20 protein-coding genes are annotated in these 18,596 nt (G+C 59.9%); 10 read left to right on the top strand and 10 right to left on the bottom strand.

Features of this window, described 5'->3' with window-relative positions:
• Positions 1-24: 24 nt before the first annotated feature.
• Positions 25-852 (bottom strand): cell envelope integrity EipB family protein, encoded by an 828-nt coding sequence (locus GHK62_RS28825; protein WP_153442363.1) that lies wholly within the window; start codon positions 850-852, stop codon positions 25-27.
• 145 nt (positions 853-997) lie between these two features.
• Between GHK62_RS28825 and GHK62_RS28820 the strand changes: the two genes are divergently transcribed.
• The 4 genes from GHK62_RS28820 (at position 998) to GHK62_RS28805 (ending at position 3,953) form a co-directional block, all read left to right on the top strand.
• The gene (locus GHK62_RS28820) at positions 998-1,465 is read left to right on the top strand and encodes a RidA family protein (RefSeq protein WP_153442362.1); all 468 of its coding nucleotides are present in this window, start codon (positions 998-1,000) and stop codon (positions 1,463-1,465) included.
• 13 nt (positions 1,466-1,478) lie between these two features.
• Entirely contained in the window at positions 1,479-2,204 is a 726-nt protein-coding gene (locus GHK62_RS28815) for a glycerophosphodiester phosphodiesterase (protein WP_153442361.1), read from the top strand.
• A 4-nt stretch (positions 2,205-2,208) separates the two neighbouring features.
• Complete coding sequence (locus GHK62_RS28810) at positions 2,209-3,387, top strand: GNAT family N-acetyltransferase (protein ID WP_153442360.1); 1,179 nt, start codon at positions 2,209-2,211, stop codon at positions 3,385-3,387.
• A 146-nt stretch (positions 3,388-3,533) separates the two neighbouring features.
• Positions 3,534-3,953, top strand: a complete 420-nt coding sequence (locus tag GHK62_RS28805; protein ID WP_153442359.1) for an HIT family protein — start codon at positions 3,534-3,536, stop codon at positions 3,951-3,953.
• Positions 3,954-3,988: 35 nt separating this feature from the next.
• On the opposite strand, the gene GHK62_RS28800 is transcribed toward GHK62_RS28805, so the two are convergent.
• The 8 genes from GHK62_RS28800 to GHK62_RS28765 all read right to left on the bottom strand — a co-directional run bounded on the left by GHK62_RS28800 (position 3,989) and on the right by GHK62_RS28765 (position 11,060).
• Positions 3,989-4,378: an AzlD domain-containing protein gene (locus GHK62_RS28800; RefSeq protein ID WP_153442358.1), complete on the bottom strand. Its 390-nt coding sequence runs from the start codon at positions 4,376-4,378 to the stop codon at positions 3,989-3,991.
• Positions 4,330-5,064 (bottom strand): AzlC family ABC transporter permease, encoded by a 735-nt coding sequence (locus GHK62_RS28795; RefSeq protein WP_153442357.1) that lies wholly within the window; start codon positions 5,062-5,064, stop codon positions 4,330-4,332. The genes GHK62_RS28800 and GHK62_RS28795 overlap by 49 nt, the downstream gene beginning before the upstream one ends.
• Before the next feature lie 174 nt (positions 5,065-5,238).
• Positions 5,239-7,746, bottom strand: coding sequence for an ATP-dependent Clp protease ATP-binding subunit ClpA (gene clpA / locus GHK62_RS28790; RefSeq protein ID WP_184108817.1), 2,508 nt, complete (start codon positions 7,744-7,746; stop codon positions 5,239-5,241).
• Between the two features lie 9 nt (positions 7,747-7,755).
• Positions 7,756-8,109: an ATP-dependent Clp protease adapter ClpS gene (clpS, locus tag GHK62_RS28785; RefSeq protein WP_153442356.1), complete on the bottom strand. Its 354-nt coding sequence runs from the start codon at positions 8,107-8,109 to the stop codon at positions 7,756-7,758.
• A gap of 237 nt (positions 8,110-8,346) precedes the next feature.
• The gene (locus GHK62_RS28780; protein WP_153442355.1) at positions 8,347-8,700 is read right to left on the bottom strand and encodes a phasin family protein; all 354 of its coding nucleotides are present in this window, start codon (positions 8,698-8,700) and stop codon (positions 8,347-8,349) included.
• A gap of 230 nt (positions 8,701-8,930) precedes the next feature.
• Positions 8,931-9,134: a DUF3126 family protein gene (locus tag GHK62_RS28775; RefSeq protein WP_034854672.1), complete on the bottom strand. Its 204-nt coding sequence runs from the start codon at positions 9,132-9,134 to the stop codon at positions 8,931-8,933.
• A 220-nt stretch (positions 9,135-9,354) separates the two neighbouring features.
• Entirely contained in the window at positions 9,355-10,173 is an 819-nt protein-coding gene (gene cysE, locus GHK62_RS28770) for a serine O-acetyltransferase (RefSeq protein WP_153442353.1), read from the bottom strand.
• 101 nt (positions 10,174-10,274) lie between these two features.
• Complete coding sequence (locus GHK62_RS28765) at positions 10,275-11,060, bottom strand: alpha/beta fold hydrolase (protein WP_153442352.1); 786 nt, start codon at positions 11,058-11,060, stop codon at positions 10,275-10,277.
• Between the two features lie 175 nt (positions 11,061-11,235).
• Between GHK62_RS28765 and GHK62_RS28760 the strand changes: the two genes are divergently transcribed.
• Entirely contained in the window at positions 11,236-11,481 is a 246-nt protein-coding gene (locus GHK62_RS28760; RefSeq protein WP_153442351.1) for a zinc-finger domain-containing protein, read from the top strand.
• A 28-nt stretch (positions 11,482-11,509) separates the two neighbouring features.
• Complete coding sequence (locus GHK62_RS28755; protein WP_153442350.1) at positions 11,510-12,682, top strand: FAD-dependent monooxygenase; 1,173 nt, start codon at positions 11,510-11,512, stop codon at positions 12,680-12,682.
• Positions 12,683-12,685: 3 nt separating this feature from the next.
• Here the strand turns inward: GHK62_RS28755 and GHK62_RS28750 are convergent, their stop codons facing one another.
• Positions 12,686-13,876 (bottom strand): cystathionine beta-lyase, encoded by a 1,191-nt coding sequence (locus GHK62_RS28750; protein WP_153442349.1) that lies wholly within the window; start codon positions 13,874-13,876, stop codon positions 12,686-12,688.
• A 336-nt stretch (positions 13,877-14,212) separates the two neighbouring features.
• Here GHK62_RS28750 and GHK62_RS28745 point away from each other — a divergent pair, with 336 nt between their 5' ends.
• The 4 genes from GHK62_RS28745 (at position 14,213) to GHK62_RS28730 (ending at position 18,525) form a co-directional block, all read left to right on the top strand.
• Complete coding sequence (locus tag GHK62_RS28745; protein ID WP_153442348.1) at positions 14,213-15,238, top strand: amino acid ABC transporter substrate-binding protein; 1,026 nt, start codon at positions 14,213-14,215, stop codon at positions 15,236-15,238.
• A gap of 144 nt (positions 15,239-15,382) precedes the next feature.
• Positions 15,383-16,576 carry an amino acid ABC transporter permease gene (locus tag GHK62_RS28740; protein WP_153442347.1) on the top strand — a complete coding sequence of 398 codons (1,194 nt, stop codon included), beginning with the start codon at positions 15,383-15,385 and terminating at the stop codon, positions 16,574-16,576.
• Between the two features lie 4 nt (positions 16,577-16,580).
• Positions 16,581-17,735 carry an amino acid ABC transporter permease gene (locus GHK62_RS28735; RefSeq protein ID WP_153442346.1) on the top strand — a complete coding sequence of 385 codons (1,155 nt, stop codon included), beginning with the start codon at positions 16,581-16,583 and terminating at the stop codon, positions 17,733-17,735.
• A gap of 13 nt (positions 17,736-17,748) precedes the next feature.
• Positions 17,749-18,525: an amino acid ABC transporter ATP-binding protein gene (locus GHK62_RS28730; protein ID WP_153442345.1), complete on the top strand. Its 777-nt coding sequence runs from the start codon at positions 17,749-17,751 to the stop codon at positions 18,523-18,525.
• Positions 18,526-18,596 lie beyond the last annotated feature (71 nt).

Raw genomic sequence — 18,596 nt, 5'->3', positions numbered from 1 at the left:
AAGTCAGTTTTATGCGGTTCTTGCCTATTTGCAGTCTCCCGCATTGAAGACTTCGAGGTTGGTGAGCTTTCCGCTCAGCACGAAATCTCCATAGTCCATCGTCAGGTCACGCGTGACCCCGTTTTCATAGAGCTTGAACGCCATGCTGTAGATGGGCTGCGCGTCTCCGCTCCTGTCGTCGTTGAAGTAGGAAATCGTCACCGGCCAGTAATTCTCGGTCGCGAGCTTTCCGGCCTTGCCGACATCGACGTCATCCGGCGCCGGTTTGCGCGGCTTGCCGACGAAGGTCGAGGTGATGAGCGTCTTGTCGCCCGAATCGGAGCCGTCGAAGATGCGCGATTCGAAAAACGCCTCGCCCTTCTTCGCCCGATCGATCACTTCCAGCATGTGTTCGGTCGGGAATCGGCTTTCGGCGAGAGCCACCTCGCGCTTGTCGGGTGCCGTCAGCTCGACCTTGACGCCGGTCTTGTCTTCATGCGCACTGCCGCGGACTTCCTTGTCGAGCTTCTCGTCGGTGAAAGAACGCGTCAGAAAGCGGAAGTTGCCGTTGCGCATGTCTTCGTAGGTGGTCGTCTGCTGGTCCGTGAGGCGGACTTCCTCTCCGGTATCGACCTGGGTCATGAACCTGAAACTGACCGTGTAGCCCTCGCAGGCAGAACCGTTGAATTCATAGACCATGCGGCCGTACATGCCGGAAATGCCCGAGCGGTCGGACGCATCCTTCAGTTCCAGGTCGTAAACGGCGCGGTGAGGCGCAAGCACGCTCGCATTCGCGTCACCGGCACCCAAGACCGACATTGCCGCGACACAGACGCTTCCAAAACTGGCAAGACCGAAGCCTGTACGAAACATCCGTTTCCTCCTGTTGCACTTGCCGGCAATGCTATAAACAAACTGTCGGCAGAAGCGAGGCAGATCTGCGACGAAAAGATTGACGCCCGTTCCGATCCAGCCTGCATGCCGGATTTTATCACAAAAGACAACAACGGAGCCTTCCATGTCCGCAGAGATCGAAACGCGCTTGGCCGACCTTGGCATCACACTGCCTCAGGCCGCGGCACCTGCAGCGAACTATGTTCCCTACGTGATCAGCGGTTCGATGCTCTATATTTCCGGACAACTGCCGATGGAAGCCGGCAACGTTGCCGTAACCGGACATGTCGGCAAGGACGTCGACGTCGCGACCGCCCAGCGCGCCGCAGAACTCTGCGCAATCAACATCCTGGCGCAGGCCAGGGCAGCGCTTTCCGGCGACCTCGGGCGCATCCGTCGCCTCGTGAAAATCAACGGTTTCGTCGCGTCCGTTCCGGAGTTCGTCGAACAGCACCTCGTCATCAACGGCGCGTCCAACCTGCTCGCCAACGTACTTGGCGAAGCCGGCAAGCATGCGCGTGCCGCAGTGGGCATGGCTGCCCTGCCCTTCAACGCAGCCGTCGAAATCGACGCCATCATCGAAATCGCCTGATCCGGGGAATCTCATGAAGGATATTTCCTGGCTCAAGGCCCAGCCGATCGCCCATCGGGGCTTTCACGACATGAATCGGGAGGTTTGGGAAAACACCCTTTCGGCGTTTTCCCGCGCTGCCGAAGCGGGTTTCGCGATTGAATGCGACCTGCAATATACCGCAGACAGTGTTCCGGTCGTCTTTCATGATGACAACACCGAGCGGCTCTGCGGTATAAAGGGAGACGTCCGGGCAAGGACTGCGGGAGAACTCGGGCTGATGTCGGTCGGCGGCACCAAGGACAAGGTGCCGACGCTGTCGCAAATGCTCCGCCTCGTCAACGGGCGCGTGCCGCTCATCATCGAACTCAAGGGCCGGAAAGACGACGACGAAGGCTTTGCCGCCGCGGTGCTCGATACCCTTGAGGACTACAAGGGCCACGTGGCGCTGATGAGCTTCGATCATTGGCTGCTCAAGGATCTCAAGGCATTGGACGCGCCCTATCCGCTTGGCCTCACCGCCGGAGGCATCACGCCCGAGGCCTTCGCCGAGAACGAGGAAGCGATGCAAATCGGCCTCGATTTCATTTCCTATTTCTACCGCGACATGCCGAATCCTTTCATCACCAAGCAACGCGCGCTCGGCCGCACGGTCATCACATGGACGGTGCGCGACAGAGAGGCTCAGGACCACTCATTCGCCAATGCCGACCAGATGACGTTCGAGGGTTTCGATCCAAGGGAAACCATGATTTCCTAGGCTTATGACAGACGCCATCAACATCCGCATCGAACACTCTTTCACGTCGATCGCGCCGGCGAACTGGAATCGGCTCGCCGGCGCTTCGAAGGCGAATGCAAGCGTTCCCTACAATCCCTTCCTCTCCCACGCCTATCTGTCGGCGCTGGAGGAATCAGGTTCTGCGACCGCGGAAACGGGATGGCTCGGGCAACACCTGCTGATGGAAGATGCGGATGGTTTCCTGCGCGGCGCCCTTCCTTGCTACATGAAGAGCCACAGCCAGGGTGAATACGTCTTCGACCACGGATGGGCGGACGCCTTCGAGCGTGCCGGTGGCCGTTATTATCCCAAGCTGCAATGCTCCGTGCCCTTCACTCCGGTAACAGGACCGCGCCTGCTTACGACTGAAGGGCGCGACCCGCGACCGATCCGCGATGCGCTCGCCGCGGGATTGAAGGAGCTTACGCGCCGCCACGGCGTCTCGTCGGCTCACGTCACCTTCGTACCGGCCGACGAAGTGCCAATTTTCGAGCGGGCGGGCTTCCTTCATCGAACCGACCAGCAGTTTCACTTCACCAATGAGGGCTACGGGTCCTATGGCGACTTTCTCGAAACTCTCGCATCCCGTAAGCGCAAGGCGCTGAAAAAGGAACGTCGCACGGCCGTCGAACAAGGCATCACCATCGATTGGCTGACCGGCAGCGACCTGACCGAGGAAATCTGGGACCAGTTCTTCGCCTTCTACATGGATACCGGCGGGCGCAAATGGGGCCGCCCGTATCTCACGCGCTCCTTCTATTCGCTGATCGGTGAAAGGATGGCCGACGACGTTCTGCTCGTCATGGCCAAGCGCGGCGGTCGCTATGTCGCCGGCGCCATCAACTTCATCGGCGATGATGCGCTCTACGGCCGGCACTGGGGCTGTATCGAGGATCACCCGTTCCTGCATTTCGAGGTCTGCTACCACCAGGCGATCGATTTCGCGATCGCCAAGGGGCTGAAGCGCGTCGAGGCGGGAGCGCAAGGAGAGCACAAGCTGGCCCGCGGCTACATGCCCGTTACCACGCATTCGGCGCACTTCATCACGCATCCCGGGCTCGCGCGCGCGGTCGCCGACTATCTCGAACGCGAACGCCGCGATGTGGAAGATACCAGCGAATTTCTTGCGGAACACGGACCTTTCCGCAAAGGTGAGCGCTAGAGCGGCATGAGGAAAAGTGCGCGCGGTTTTCCGCCCGCATCCCGCTCCAACTGATTAGAATCGATCACGAGTCGATTCGGCCCAAATCATCGTGATCCAGGGACGACTGACAGCCGATGCCGGCGCAACGATACGAGGAAATGAAAATGAGCGCGTATGACACGAACAACATCTTTGCCAAGATCCTGCGGGGCGAAATTCCATCGCACCGGGTCTACGAAGATGATGCGACCGTCGCCTTCATGGACGTGATGCCTCAGGCGGAGGGCCACGTTCTTGTGCTGCCGAAGACCCCTTCCCGCAACATTCTCGATGCCGACGCCTCAACGCTGCCTTCACTGATCGGTGCAGTTCAAAAAATCGCCATCGCGGCAAAGGAAGCATTTGACGCCGACGGCGTGACGATCATGCAGTTCAATGAAGCGCCGGCCGGCCAGTCTGTCTTCCATCTGCACTTCCATGTCATACCCCGCCGTGACGGCGTTCCGCTGAAGCCGCATTCCGGCAAGATGGAAGATGGCGATGTACTGGCGGCGAACGCGGAAAAGATTCGGCAGGCCCTCTGAGTGCGGGAAGAAGAAGCGGCCCCTTGGGCGGCGTCCTAAAACCCCAGCCACCAAAGTCCGGCGGCGAGTGTCGCGATCGCCGTTGCGATGCCGACCGCCGGCTTTTGGCGGGCGAGGAAAAACGCAATTGCGCCAAGCGCCACGGCCCCGAGGCGCAGCCACAGGGGTGACTGCTCCAGCACGCCGGTCGGGTAGAGTACAAGTTTCGCGATGACAGCCGCGACCAGCGCCGTCGCCACCGCCCTTACCCAGTTCAGCGCCTCGGAATCCTCGCGGAGCCGCTCGCCGGCAAGCACGCCGAGCCATCGCCAAATATCGGTCGCGAGCCAGCCGGCAATCGCGATGAAGAGGTAGGCCCACCAACCCTCGTGCCACGTCACGCGCCCACCTCCTTTCGCGAGCGCCAGGAACGCTCGACAAACCATGCGAGCGTTCCGCCGCCGACGCCCGCAAGCAGGATGTCGAACTCCGGCAGCAGCCAATAGAAGAGCGGTCCCGCGACGAGGCCGATGGCAAGCGCGAGATAGACCACCCGGTGACGCGCCGAATTCCAGATGGACGCGAGGAAATAGACCGGCGTCAGAAAAAACAGGCAGCCGGCAATGACTGGCGGGAAGTCCGCAACGAGACGATAGACGACCGCCACGAGCACCATGTTGGTGGCGACGAGCGTGATGCCGAAACCAGCGAAGAAGGTGGCCCGGTGCGCGCGCGGCACCTGCTGCACGCGCTCCATCGCAAACACCCATGCTGTGATCGCGACGAAATGCGACAGGACGAGGAGCAGCCATGTCGGCGTCTTCGGCGTGCGCAATTCCGGGACAAGGGCCGCGACCATCGGCATCAGCCGCACCGACGAGAGCGTCACCGCGAGAAAAGCCGTGGCAAGGCTCGCGCCGCTCAGGACTGAACTGACGAGGATGACCTTTGCCGGCAGCGCCCAGACAATGCCCGTCATGAAGACGACCTGCTCGGGCGGGATCCCGGCCTGCGCCGTGAGCGAGCAAAAGCCGACAAAGGAAAGCATCAGCATGATGGCGGGCAAACTGAAGATGCCGCGAGCGCCGGTCAGGAACCAGGCAAGAGATGATCGTTGTTCAACGCGTTCCATGAACACCCTGCATGCGACGCTTACTCATCTACAGCGCCGTGCGTCCATTCGGACGCACAAGGCCGTAGCACTTTGAATTACTGCACGTTTCCTTACCGGCTTAGGCAAGCATGCCTAAACATGACGGTGCCGGGTGAAGCCCACCCGGCACCGTCAGATTCGATAGCGATCGCTTTACTTCTTGCGCGGCACTTTGGGAACCGTCCGTCCCTTCAGCGGAGCCGACTCCGCTTTACTGTCCTTGGAGGATCCTTTCGCCGCGGTCTTTTTCGCCTTTGACTTCGGCTCGGAGTCGGCGGCGACGGTTTCCTCGTCACCTTTCTTGGGCTTGGCACCCTTGCCTGCCGGACGCGAGACTTCCGCCTTCGGCTTGATCGGCGCCGTTTCGGGCACAGCATCAAGGACCAGACCCTTGCTGCCGTCCTCCTTCGTACCGATCGTCACCTTGACGACGCCACCCTTCTTCAGCTTGCCGAAGAGGATTTCGTCGGCGAGCGGCTTCTTGATGTTTTCCTGGATGACGCGCGCCAGCGGCCGAGCGCCCATCTTTTCGTCGTATCCCTTCTCGGCGAGCCAGGCGATGGCGTCCGGCGCGAGGTCGAAGGTCACGTTGCGTTCGGCAAGCTGCGTTTCGAGCTGCATGACGAACTTCTGCACGACCTGATGGATGACCGGCGTCGGCAGCGAGCTGAACGGAATGACCGCATCCAGTCGGTTGCGGAACTCCGGCGTAAACAGCCTGTTCAGCGCCTCGATGTCCTCGCCTTCACGCTTCGATGAGCCGAAGCCGATCGCCGGCCGTGCCATATCGGAAGCGCCCGCATTGGTCGTCATGATCAGGATGACGTTGCGGAAGTCGATCTTCTTGCCGTTGTGATCGGTCAGCGAACCATGGTCCATCACCTGCAGGAGGATGTTGAACAGATCCGGATGCGCCTTCTCGATCTCATCGAGCAGCAGTACGCAATGCGGGTGCTGGTCGACGCCGTCGGTCAGGAGACCGCCCTGATCGAATCCGACATAGCCGGGAGGTGCACCGAGCAGGCGGGACACCGTATGCCGCTCCATGTATTCCGACATGTCGAAACGCAGGAGCTCGACACCCAGCGATGACGCCAGTTGCTTGGCCACTTCGGTCTTGCCGACGCCCGTCGGGCCGGAGAACACATAGCAGCCGATCGGCTTGTTCGGTTCCCGAAGGCCGGCACGCGCGAGCTTGATCGACGAGGCGAGCGCCTCAATCGCCAGGTCCTGGCCGTAGACCACGGACCTCAGCTCCTTCTCGAGATTGGCAAGCACCGCCTCGTCGTCCTTGGAAACGGTCTTCGGCGGGATACGGGCCATCGTCGCAATCGTCGCCTCGATCTCCTTCTCGGTGATCAGCTTGCGGCGCTTGCCGGCGGGAAGCAGCATCTGGGCGGCACCGGACTCGTCGATCACGTCGATCGCCTTGTCCGGCAGTTTCCGATCGTTGATGTAGCGGGCGGAAAGCTCGACCGCCGCCTTGATGGCGTCGTTCGAATATTTGAGGTGATGATAGTCCTCGAAATACGGCTTCAGGCCCCTCATGATCTCGATCGCATCGGCAATCGTCGGCTCGTTGACGTCGATCTTCTGGAAGCGGCGCACAAGTGCGCGGTCCTTCTCGAAGAACTGGCGGTATTCCTTGTAGGTGGTCGAACCGATGCAGCGGATCGCGCCCGTCGAGAGCGCCGGCTTCAGAAGGTTGGATGCATCCATCGCGCCGCCCGACGTGGCGCCGGCACCGATCACCGTATGGATCTCGTCGATGAAGAGCACGGCGCCCGGATAGTCCTCGAGTTCCTTGACGACCTGCTTCAGCCGCTCCTCGAAATCACCGCGATAGCGCGTTCCGGCAAGCAGCGTTCCCATGTCGAGCGAGAAGATCGTGGCGTCCTGGAGCGCTTCCGGCACCTTCTTTTCGACGATGCGCTTGGCAAGACCCTCGGCGATCGCCGTCTTGCCGACGCCGGGATCACCGACATAGAGCGGGTTGTTCTTGGACCTGCGGCAAAGCACCTGGATCGTGCGATTGACTTCGGCATGGCGACCGATCAGCGGATCGATCTTTCCAGACTTCGCCTTCTCGTTGAGGTTCACGCAGTAGGCGGTAAGCGCGTCCTGTTGTTTCTTCGGACCCGCCTCATCGCTTTCGCGGGGTGCTTTCTGCTCGGAATCCTGATCTTCCGCGCCGCGCACGGGCCGCGATTCGGAACTGCCCGGCCGCTTGCCGATCCCATGGGAAATGAAGTTGACCGCGTCATAGCGGGTCATCTCCTGCTCCTGGAGGAAATAGGCGGCGTGGCTTTCGCGCTCGGCAAAGATCGCCACCAGCACGTTTGCGCCCGTCACCTCCTCGCGGCCGGAGGATTGCACGTGGATGACCGCACGCTGGATCACACGTTGAAAGCCAGCGGTCGGCTTGGAGTCTTCGTCATAACCGGTGACAAGATTCGACAGTTCGTTGTCGACATAGTCCGTCACGGTCTTGCGAAGTGTTTCGAGATTTACGTTGCACGCGCCCATCACGGCAGCCGCATCGGCATCGTCGATCAATGCCAGCAGCAGGTGCTCGAGCGTCGCATATTCATGGTGGCGCTCGTTGGCAAAAGTCAGTGCCTGATGCAGCGCCTTTTCGAGGCTGGGCGAAAATGTTGGCACGTTAGTTCCTCATTTCTTTTCCATGACGCATTGCAACGGATGCTGGTGCTGCCTGGCGAAATCCATCACCTGCGTCACCTTGGTTTCGGCGACCTCGTAGGTGAAGACGCCGCACTCTCCCACGCCGTGATTGTGGACGTGGAGCATGATGCGGGTCGCTTCTTCCCGATCCTTCTGGAAGAAACGCTCCAGAATATGGATGACGAATTCCATCGGCGTGTAGTCGTCATTCAAAAGCAGAACGCGATACAAACTCGGCTTCTTGGTCTTCGGCTTGGTTCGCGTGATAACGGAGGTGCCACGACTGGGGCCGCCTCCGTCTCCTTCGCTTCCCTGCTGCATCCGGACCGGGATGGCGATCATTCTTGTTCATTCCTTGTACAGCTGCGCTTCCAACGAACGTGGCTGCGGCATGCTCGTCCTTATCTAATGGTTCGTTTCTGAATTTTAAGGCCGAACCAACGCACTGCAATCATATTCGCACGGTGAAGCACAAGATTGATCAACTTTCTTCGGTCACAACGAGCAGTATTTCGAAAGCAAGAGGGCCGGCCGCGGCAACCGCGACCGGCCCTCTTGCGATGGCGATGGTCCTTGTCGTCAGGCCGCGGCGGCAGACTTGGCTGCTGCGGTCGCCTTGGCAACCGGCACTTCGTAGGGCTTGTAAGCGTCCTTGGCGAGATCGGCATACATCTCGCCGATCTTCGTCGCCTCGGCCACAAAGCCTTCGTAGCTCGCCTTCAGATAATTGGTTTGCAGTTCGAACGCCGCTTCAACGCTCTTGGCATTGGTGAGCTTTTCGAAATGCGCCATTCCGTCTTCGAAGGACTTCTTCGAATAGTCCGCTGCTTCCGTGGCAATGGCCTGAAAGCCCTTGGTCAGGGCCGAATAGCTTTTGACCGCGACATCAATGGCTTCTTTGCTTTTCTTGTTGGCATCGTCGAAGTTAAACATCGAGGGGTGTCTCCTTTAGACGGCTTAACAGGTAGGCAGTTTATGTGCGGCGCACAAAAAGTCAAGTTTTGTGTGCGTTGCAATAAAACACTGTTCTTGCAACGACTTGATGAAAATCCGCGGCTAAACGGCAAAATTTTTTCGCGCAGACGAAATAAATATGACTTTTAATGAAAAACCCGGCCTGATCGCTCAGAACCGGGTCGCAAGATCGACGAAAGATCTTGATCTTAGAGATCGATGTCGAGAATTGCCATCGAGAAATTGTACGAAAGCTCTCCATCCTCTTCGTCGCGGAAAACGACACCGAGAAATTCGTCGCCGAGATAGACCTCAGCAGACTCGTCCTTCTTCGGCCGCGCCTTGACGACCATCGACTGGTTGAAGGTGCGCTTGAAGTAGGCTTCAAGCTTTCGGATCTCTTCGGGCTTCAAATCTTCTCTCCGTAGATGTTTGATTTGCGGCGCTTCTCGCATGCGGAATTGCCAAGTGTAAACCCACTTGAAGCGCCGGGGGTCCCTCCAGATTTGAGAAGACGCTTATCGTTTTGAATTTTCGTCCAATTTTCTGCAAGGCACAAACTGGTCGCGCCGAATGCCGCACTTGCGAGGCGCGGCCGCACCGGCGTTCGCGCCTCGTTAGACTCGCACCCGGTCAGATGTCGAAAGTGGCCAGGATCTGGTCCATCTGGCGCGACGGCTCGGAACATCCGGCCTCCCCCACGACCTTTGCCGGAACGCCCGCCACCGTCGTCTTGGGGGGGACCGGCTTCAGCACGACTGAACCAGCCGCAACGCGCGAGCAATGCCCGATGTGGATGTTGCCAAGTATCTTTGCGCCTGCGCCGATCAACACGCCGTCACCGATCTTCGGATGACGATCGCTGCCCTCCTTGCCGGTGCCGCCAAGTGTCACGCCATGCAGGATCGATACGTTGTCACCGATGGTGGCCGTCTCGCCGACCACCAGCCCCGTCGCATGATCCAGGAAGATGCCGCGCCCGATCCGGGCGGCAGGATTGATGTCGGTCTGATAGACGCTCGAAGAGCGGCTCTGCAGATACAGAGCGAAGTCCTTCCGTCCGCGCTTCCACAGCCAGTGGGCAAGGCGATGCGTCTGGATGGCGTGGAACCCCTTGAAATAGAGCACCGGCTCGATGAACCGCGTGCACGCCGGATCGCGATCATAGACCGCCTGGATATCGACGCGAAGGATCGTGCCCCATTCGGGCCAGTCCTCAAGCATTTCGGAAAAGGTCTGGTGGAGCAGGTTTGCCTGCAGGTCCGGATGATCCAGCCGTTCGCAAATCCGGTAAATCACAGCCTCTTCGAGGGAGTGCTGGTTGACGACGGTCGAATACAAGAACGCTGCCAACATCGGATCCCGCTCGGCAGCCAGGCGCGCTTCCTCTCGCAGGCTGTCCCAGATCGGGTCGAACGCTTCCGCATGGCGCAGTTCTGTCTTGGCGACCATAGTCGCTCTCCTTCATGTTCGATCAATGGTGCGAATATAGGTTAATTTCCCGCCGACATAAATGGGTGCACCCTATTTCAGCCACGGGTCGTAGAACGCCCTTACGCTCGCCCCACCTCGCCAAGGAACTCGAGCACGGCCTTCTTGAACACCCGGTCGCCGACCGCCAGCATATGGTCGCGCCCCGGAATGTCGAGCGCCTTAGCCCGCGGCATAAGGGCCGCAAGTTCCTGCGCCGATCCGGCAATCTCGTCCTTCGTTCCGACCCCGATCAGTACCGGCACTTCGATGCGGGCCATATCTTCGGGCGACAGAAGATCGCGCGACGTGGAAATGCAAGCCGCGAGCGCCTGGCGGTCGCTCTTGGTCTGATCGGCGAAAGCACGAAACATCCGGCCGCGCGGATGCGTCACGCTCTCCAGCGAGGGCGCAAGCAGCGCGTCGGCGATCGGGTCCCAGTCTCCGACCCCGCTAACCATGCCTATTCCGAGGCCGCCAAAGATAAGCGAGCGTACGCGATCCGGATGCTCTAAAGCCAGGAACGCGGAAATGCGCGCGCCCATGGAATAACCCATGACATGCGCTTCGCCGATCCCGAGATGCAGAAGAAGTGCCGCAGCATCCCCTGCCATCTGTTGCGGATGATAGAGCGAAGGGTCGTGCGGCTTGCTGCTCTTTCCATGGCCGCGATTGTCCAGCGCGATAACGCGGTAGCCGGCGTCGCCCAGTGTCTTAAGCCAGCCCGGATACACCCAGTTGACATTGGCGCTCGAAGCGAAGCCGTGGACGAGGAGGATGGGATCTCCCGACGGGTCGCCTTCGTCGAAAAAGGCGATTTCCATTCCGTCATGTACGAAACGCGAAAACGGCGGCGGGTTCAGATCCATGTTTCATTCCTGAAGGGCATTCTGCTTTCGGCGCAAACTAGGTTGTAACGCCGCCGCTTGAAACCCCCGGCCCTCCAAAAACCCACAGGCGCGGCATGTTTGCCGCTACACATTTGCGGCAAAGCTCACTATGGTGCCGCCAAATTTGTAAGACTTGCATTCATCGGAGCATGACATGGCCGGCCACAGCATCCCCCATTTTCAGAATGACGGCGGACACCAGGCGATCGAAATCGGCGTCAAGGAATTCATGTGCACGGGCGCATCCGTGCCCTTCGACCACCCCCACATCTTCATCGATATGGGTGACGACAACGAGAAGGTCTGCTCCTATTGCTCGACGCTCTATCGCTACAATCCTTCGCTGAAGGCAACGGAGACTAATCCTTCGGGATGCCTTTTCACCAGCAAGGCGGCTTAAGTCGTCGCAGTTCGCCGGTACGAGATCGATGCACGACGCTGGTCCGGTCGCGATTGTCGGCGCCGGTATTGCCGGCCTGACGACGGCTCTCTGTCTGGCCCGCCAGGGTTTCGAGGCGGAAATATTCGAACAGGCAGACTCCTTGAAGGAGGTCGGCGCCGGCCTGCAATTGTCGCCGAACGCGTCACGCATCCTGATCGAACTCGGTCTGCTCCCCGCCCTTGAAGCTATCTGGAGCGAGCCGGAGTCGGTGGCACTTCTCGATGGCCGTTCACTGCGCGCACTCGCAAGCGTCCCTGCTGGTTCCTTCGCCCGCAACCGTTGGGCGGCTCCCTACGGTGTTCTGCACCGCGCCAGCCTGCAAAAGATCCTATTGGATGCGGTGGCAGCCGAACCACGCTGCCGCATTCACCTTGGATTCCGGATCGAGAGCGACCCGGAAGCGGCAATCGATCGCGCGATGGCACGACGCCCGTCCGTAATCGTCGGCGCGGATGGTATCTGGTCACGGACAAGAACATCCATCCCGGGTGTGGGCCCCGTACAGTTCTCGGGCAACATCGCCTGGCGGCTGATGGTGCCGCGCTCCGAGGCAGTCCCCCTCCTGTCGGAGGACCGTGTCACGGCCTTTCTCGGCTCGAATGCGCATCTTGTCGCCTACCCGATCAAGGAAGTCGGCAGCTTCAACCTTGTGGCGATCGTCGGCGGCAAGGCCGGCGAAAGCGTGTGGGTCGGCAAGGACTCCGAGGAGAGGCGGCGTGAGCTTGCAACAGCCTTGGACGGCTGGCACCCCAAGCTGCGCATGCTGCTCACGAACGCCACCGCAACGACCTACTGGCCCTTGTGCACCGTCGGGGACGGTGCATGGCACGACGGGACGAGAACCATCCTAATCGGCGACGCAGCCCATGCGATGACGCCATTTGCGGCTCAGGGCGCTGCGATGGCGATCGAGGATGCCCGGGAGCTCGCGCACTGCCTCGCCGAAAGCCAGGATGTCCCGTCCGCATTTGCCAGTTATGATCGTGCGCGAAGGTCGCGGATCGATCGCGTACGAAAGCGGGCCGCGTTCAACCGCTTTGCTTATCACGCCCGGGGGCCAATCCGTCTCGGGCGTGATCTGGTGCTCGCGCTTAAGGGTTCCGAATCGCTTGCCGCCGACCTCGACTGGCTTTACGGCTACGGCGTTCCGGGGCAGTAAGCGTCAGACCGCGTTGGCGGCGGCGAAGCCTGCTTCGAGGTCGCGACGGATATCCGGAACGTCTTCCAGCCCGATCTGCAATCGGATAACCGGCCCCTCCGACGGGGCCTTTGCCACCTTGCGGTCGGACAGGTTGACGTGGACGGCGAGGCTTTCAAAGCCACCCCAGGAATAGCCAAGACCGAACAGCGAGAGCGCATCCAGGAAGGCGTGCGCCTTGGTCCTGAACATTTCGGAACTGTCGGCCTTCAGCACGAAGGAGAAAATCCCGCTCGCGCCGCCGAAGTCGCGCTTCCAGAGCTCGTATCCCGGAAAGCTCGGCAGTGCCGGATGCAAGACGCGTGCAACCTCGTCGCGGCTCTCCAGCCATTCGGCGATCGCCAGCGCACTCGCCTGATGACGCTCCAGACGAATCCCCATCGTGCGCAGTCCCCGGAGGATCTGGTAGCTGTCGTCCGGCGACACGCAGACGCCGAGCGTGACCATCGCCTCGCTGAGAGCCGGCCAGTGGGTGACGTTGGCAGACACGGTGCCGAACAACACATCGGAATGGCCCGACGGATATTTTGTGGCTGCATGGATCGAGACGTCGACGTCGTGATCGAGCGGGCGGAAATAAACCGGCGTCGCCCAGGTATTGTCCATCGTCACGACGCAACCGTGGCGGTGTGCCGCGGCCGCAATTGCACGAATGTCCTGCATTTCGAATGTATTCGAGCCCGGCGCTTCTGTATGCACCAGTCGCGTGTTCGGCCGGATCAGGCTTTCAATGCCGGCACCGATCATCGGATCGTAGTATTCGACGGTGACGCCGAGGCGCTTCAGCATCGTGTCGCAGAAATGCCGTGTCGGGAAATAGACCGAATCAACGACGAGCGCGTGGTCCCCAGCCGACAGATAAGTCAGGAATGGCACCGTAACCGCCGCCAGGCCCGAAGGCACGAGTATAGTTCCGGCAGCGCCCTCGAGCTCATTGATCGCCTCGCAGAGTGCATCCGTGGTCGGCGTGCCGCGCGTTCCGTAGGTATATTTCTGCGCGCGGCTTTCCATGGTCCTGGCATTGGGAAACAGCACGGTGGAAGCATGCACCACCGGCGGATTGACGAAGCCGTGGAAATCCGAGGGATTGTTGCCAGTGTGCGCCAGACGGGTGTTGATGCCGGTCTCCTTGAGCGCGCTGATCTTGTCTGCCATTGAAAAATCCGCTGTTTAGATTCGACGCCAACTCATCGAACGCGGCACCCGCCGGGTCAAGGGAAAATTGGATGAAGTGACGAGCTCTCGTGCAAAATGCCGAACTGGCCGTTTTTTGTTCAAAGAAACCGATTTCCGGGAAGAAACTGCCTAAACTTCTGGCGAAATTCGGGTTTTTCACATGCAAAATCAGAAAATCGGCAACATCTCTTGACCCTTATGGATTTTGAGCATGAGATAGATTGCACTCACGCCAGGAGGGTGGCGGAGGCTGCACGCGCCTACGGAGCGCGCTTGTGCAGACGGGAACAAACAACAACCGAAAAGGTTCAAAAAATGGCAAGACGAATTCTGACAGCTCTGGTTGGCGCTGCTGTCATGGGTATTGGCGCACATGCGGCATCGGCCGCGACCCTTGATGACGTGAAGGCCAAGGGCTTTGTCCAGTGCGGCGTGAACACCGGTCTCGCCGGCTTCTCCGCCCCCGACGCTTCCGGCAACTGGACTGGTTTCGACGTCGATTACTGCAAGGCAATCGCTGCCGCCATCTTCGGTGATGCCAGCAAGGTGAAGTATACGCCACTTTCCGCGAAGGAACGCTTCCCGGCACTGCAATCCGGTGAAGTCGACCTTCTGGCCCGCAACACGACCTGGTCCATCAACCGGGATACGGCACTCGGCTTCAACTTCCGTCCGGTCAACTATTATGACGGCCAGGGCTTCATGGTTCGCAAGAGCCTCAACGTGAAGTCCGCGCTCGAACTGTCCGGCGCTGCCGTTTGCGTGCAGACCGGTACGACGACCGAACTGAACCTCGCCGACTACTTCAAGTCGAACAACCTGCAGTACAATCCGGTGGTCTTCGAGAAGCTCGAGGAAGTGAACGCTGCCTATGACGCAGGCCGTTGCGACGTTTACACCACGGACCAGTCGGGCCTTTATGCACTGCGCCTCACCCTGTCGAAGCCAGACGATCACATGATCCTGCCGGAGATCATCTCCAAGGAACCCCTCGCTCCGGCCGTTCGTCAGGGCGACGATCAGTGGTTCGATATCGTTAGCTGGACTCACTATGCGCTGATCCAGGCGGAAGAATTCGGCATCACCCAGGCCAACGTCGAAGAGATGAAGAAGTCCACGAACCCTGACGTGCAGCGCTTCCTCGGCGTCGAAGCCGACAGCAAGATTGGCACCGACCTCGGCCTGACCAACGAATGGGCGGTCAACATCATCAAGGCGGTAGGCAACTACGGCGAAGTCTTCGATCGCAACATCGGCGCCGGCAGCCCGCTGAAGATCGAGCGCGGCCTGAATGCCCTCTGGAACAAGGGCGGCATCCAATACGCTCCGCCGATCCGCTGATCGTAACCTGCAGCGTCGCGCGCCTTGTCAGACGCCCAAGGGACGCTGTAGCGCTTTGATGCAAAGGAGGAGCGGGCCGCGCCCGCTCCTCCATTCCAACAATAAAAACGCCCGGAAAGGGCGGATTGGGGAAAGAGGCATTGTATGGCCATTGGCGTCACGAATGCGCCTGAAAAGAGCAAGTCCTCGGGATCGATCATCAACGACCCCCAGGTGCGCGGCATATTCTATCAGGCAGTCACCATCATCATCCTCGCGGTCTTCATCTATTGGATCGTCGACAACACGATTGAGAACCTTAGGCGCGCGAATATCGCATCGGGATATGGCTTCGTGAGAAGCCGCGCAGGCTTCGACGTCGGGCAATCGCTTATCGCGTTCACCAGCGATTCGACCTATGGCCGTGCGCTTGTCGTCGGCTTCGTCAATACGCTGCTCGTCGCGATCATCGGCATCATCACCGCGACGATCATCGGCTTCGTCGTCGGCATCGGGCGGCTCTCGCACAACTGGATCATCGCCAAATTGTCGCTGGCCTATGTCGAGGTGTTCCGCAACATCCCTCCTCTGCTCGTCATTTTCTTCTGGTACAGCGGCGTTCTGGCAGTGTTGCCGCAGGCACGAGAGGCGCTTGCCCTGCCCTTGAACGTTTTTGTCAGCAATCGCGGCGTGGCCTTCCCGAGGCCCGTCCTCGGAGAAGGGGCTGAGTATACGATCCTCGCGTTCCTTATTGCCGTTGCCGCGAGCTTTCTCGTCGCGCGTTATGCCAACCAGCGACAGGCGGCGACCGGCCAGCGCTTTCCGGTGCTGTGGACGGTGCTCGGGTTGGTCATAGGCCTGCCGCTGATCACATTCCTCGCTACGGGCGCACCGATCACCTTCGACCTCCCGATTGCCGGCAAGTTCAACCTTACGGGCGGTTCGGTCGTGGGACCCGAGTTCATGTCGCTCTACCTCGCGCTTTCCTTCTACACGGCGGCCTTCATCGCGGAGATCGTCCGCGCAGGTATCCGCGGGATTTCAAAAGGGCAGACCGAAGCGGCCCACGCGCTTGGTATCCGCCCGCGACTGACCACGCGACTGGTCGTCGTGCCACAGGCGATGCGAATCATCATTCCACCGCTGACGAGCCAATATCTCAACCTCACCAAGAACTCGTCTCTGGCAATTGCCGTCGGCTACGCCGACCTCGTCGCTGTCGGCGGGACCATCCTTAACCAGACCGGGCAGGCGATCGAAGTGGTCAGCATCTGGCTCATCGTCTATCTCACCCTCAGCCTTGCGACCTCGCTGTTCATGAACTGGTACAACGCCCGCATGGCACTGGTGGAAAGGTGAGACGATGACCACACACGAAGCAAGTTTCGTTCGCGCGTCGATGGTCGAAGCCTCACCGGCTCCGGTGTTGGAAAGCGGCATTGTCTTCTGGCTCAGGAAGAATCTTTTTGCCACGCCGAAGGACACTGCCCTCACCATCATCAGCCTCTTGGTGTTGGCATGGCTGGTGCCGCCTGCGATACAGTGGCTCTTCATCGACGCCGCCTGGACAGGCGGCGGCCGTGGCGTCTGCGCGACGGTCACACAAGGCGGCTCCCAGCCGGACGGGTGGAGCGGCGCCTGCTGGGCGTTCGTCAATGCGAAATTCAGCCAATTTCTCTTCGGGCGCTATCCAATGGACGAACGTTGGCGCCCCGCACTCGTCGGCATCCTGTTCGTGCTCTTCCTCGTGCCGATGTTGATGCCGAAGATGCCGTACAAGGGGTTGAACGCCGTCCTGCTATTGGTCGTTCTGCCGATCATCGCGATGGTCCTGTTGCCGGGCGGCTGGTTCGGCCTCATCTATGTGGAGACGCCACTCTGGGGCGGCCTCCTGGTCACCCTCACCCTGTCTTTCGTCGGGATCGCTGTCTCACTGCCGCTCGGCATTCTGCTGGCGCTCGGGCGACGATCGGACATGCCGGTGATCAAGATGCTCTGCACCGTCTTCATCGAGGTGGTCCGCGGCGTTCCGCTTATCACGGTGCTGTTCATGGCAAGCGTGATGCTGCCGCTGTTCCTGCCGCAAGGTGTCACCTTCGACAAATTCCTGCGGGCCTTGATCGGCGTGTCGCTTTTCGCTTCCGCCTACATGGCAGAAGTCGTGCGGGGCGGATTGCAGGCCATTCCGAAGGGACAGTACGAAGGCGCCGATTCGCTTGGCCTCAGCTTCTGGCAGAAGATGAACCTTATCATCCTGCCCCAGGCGCTGAAGCTGGTGATTCCGGGGATCGTCAACACCTTCATCGGCTTGTTCAAGGACACGTCGCTTGTCTCGATCATCGGCATGTTTGATCTACTGGGTATCGTCCGCCTGAATTTTAGCGATACGAACTGGGCTTCCGCGGTTACACCGGTGAGCGGCCTGATTTTTGCGGGATTCGTATTCTGGCTTTTCTGCTTCGGCATGTCGCGCTATTCAGGCTTCATGGAACGCGTGCTCGACAGAAGCCAAAGATAAAAAGGGGAAACATATGGCAAACACCGCCACCGCATCGAAGATGACCGTCTCGACGACGGATGTCGCGATCGAAATCACCAACATGAACAAGTGGTACGGTGATTTCCACGTGCTGCGCGACATCAACCTTAAGGTCATGCGCGGCGAGCGCATCGTCATCGCCGGCCCGTCGGGCTCCGGCAAGTCGACGATGATTCGCTGCATCAACCGCCTCGAGGAGCACCAGAAGGGCAAGATCGTCGTCGACGGCATCGAACTCACCAACGACCTGAAGAAGATCGACGAAGTCCGACGCGAAGTCGGCATGGTCTTTCAGCACTTCAACCTTTTCCCGCACCTGACGATCCTGGAAAATTGCACGCTCGCGCCGATCTGGGTCCGCAAGATGCCGAAGAAGCAGGCTGAGGAAATCGCGATGCATTTCCTCAGGCGCGTCAAGATCCCCGAGCAGGCACACAAGTATCCGGGTCAGCTCTCGGGCGGCCAGCAACAGCGCGTCGCGATTGCCCGCTCGCTCTGCATGAATCCGAAGATCATGCTCTTCGATGAGCCGACATCGGCACTTGACCCGGAAATGATCAAGGAAGTGCTGGACACCATGGTCGGCCTCGCCGAGGAAGGCATGACCATGCTGTGCGTAACCCACGAAATGGGCTTTGCCCGCCAGGTCGCCAACCGGGTGATCTTCATGGATCAGGGCCAGATCGTCGAACAGAATTCGCCGGCCGAATTCTTCGACCATCCGCAGCACGAGCGCACCAAGCTGTTCCTCAGCCAGATCCTGCACTGATATCGATAATGTGAGTCGAACGATCACGGCCCGCCAGCAACTGGCGGGCCGTTCCCTTTCACCGTCGCCGC

This window comes from Sinorhizobium terangae (assembly GCF_009601505.1).
GTDB lineage: Bacteria > Pseudomonadota > Alphaproteobacteria > Rhizobiales > Rhizobiaceae > Sinorhizobium > Sinorhizobium terangae.
This window is presented reverse-complemented; position numbering and strand designations above follow the sequence as displayed.

What these genes read in the sequence shown, in the direction of transcription:
- GHK62_RS28825 (WP_153442363.1), bottom strand. Translation starts at nt 852, where the DNA reads ATGTTTCGTACAGGCTTCGGTCTTGCCAGTTTTGGAAGCGTCTGTGTC.
- GHK62_RS28820 (WP_153442362.1), top strand. Translation starts at nt 998, where the DNA reads ATGTCCGCAGAGATCGAAACGCGCTTGGCCGACCTTGGCATCACACTG.
- GHK62_RS28815 (WP_153442361.1), top strand. Translation starts at nt 1,479, where the DNA reads ATGAAGGATATTTCCTGGCTCAAGGCCCAGCCGATCGCCCATCGGGGC.
- GHK62_RS28810 (WP_153442360.1), top strand. Translation starts at nt 2,209, where the DNA reads ATGACAGACGCCATCAACATCCGCATCGAACACTCTTTCACGTCGATC.
- GHK62_RS28805 (WP_153442359.1), top strand. Translation starts at nt 3,534, where the DNA reads ATGAGCGCGTATGACACGAACAACATCTTTGCCAAGATCCTGCGGGGC.
- GHK62_RS28800 (WP_153442358.1), bottom strand. Translation starts at nt 4,378, where the DNA reads ATGGTTTGTCGAGCGTTCCTGGCGCTCGCGAAAGGAGGTGGGCGCGTG.
- GHK62_RS28795 (WP_153442357.1), bottom strand. Translation starts at nt 5,064, where the DNA reads ATGGAACGCGTTGAACAACGATCATCTCTTGCCTGGTTCCTGACCGGC.
- clpS (WP_153442356.1), bottom strand. Translation starts at nt 8,109, where the DNA reads ATGATCGCCATCCCGGTCCGGATGCAGCAGGGAAGCGAAGGAGACGGA.
- GHK62_RS28780 (WP_153442355.1), bottom strand. Translation starts at nt 8,700, where the DNA reads ATGTTTAACTTCGACGATGCCAACAAGAAAAGCAAAGAAGCCATTGAT.
- cysE (WP_153442353.1), bottom strand. Translation starts at nt 10,173, where the DNA reads ATGGTCGCCAAGACAGAACTGCGCCATGCGGAAGCGTTCGACCCGATC.
- GHK62_RS28765 (WP_153442352.1), bottom strand. Translation starts at nt 11,060, where the DNA reads ATGGATCTGAACCCGCCGCCGTTTTCGCGTTTCGTACATGACGGAATG.
- GHK62_RS28760 (WP_153442351.1), top strand. Translation starts at nt 11,236, where the DNA reads ATGGCCGGCCACAGCATCCCCCATTTTCAGAATGACGGCGGACACCAG.
- GHK62_RS28755 (WP_153442350.1), top strand. Translation starts at nt 11,510, where the DNA reads ATGCACGACGCTGGTCCGGTCGCGATTGTCGGCGCCGGTATTGCCGGC.
- GHK62_RS28750 (WP_153442349.1), bottom strand. Translation starts at nt 13,876, where the DNA reads ATGGCAGACAAGATCAGCGCGCTCAAGGAGACCGGCATCAACACCCGT.
- GHK62_RS28745 (WP_153442348.1), top strand. Translation starts at nt 14,213, where the DNA reads ATGGCAAGACGAATTCTGACAGCTCTGGTTGGCGCTGCTGTCATGGGT.
- GHK62_RS28740 (WP_153442347.1), top strand. Translation starts at nt 15,383, where the DNA reads ATGGCCATTGGCGTCACGAATGCGCCTGAAAAGAGCAAGTCCTCGGGA.
- GHK62_RS28735 (WP_153442346.1), top strand. Translation starts at nt 16,581, where the DNA reads ATGACCACACACGAAGCAAGTTTCGTTCGCGCGTCGATGGTCGAAGCC.
- GHK62_RS28730 (WP_153442345.1), top strand. Translation starts at nt 17,749, where the DNA reads ATGGCAAACACCGCCACCGCATCGAAGATGACCGTCTCGACGACGGAT.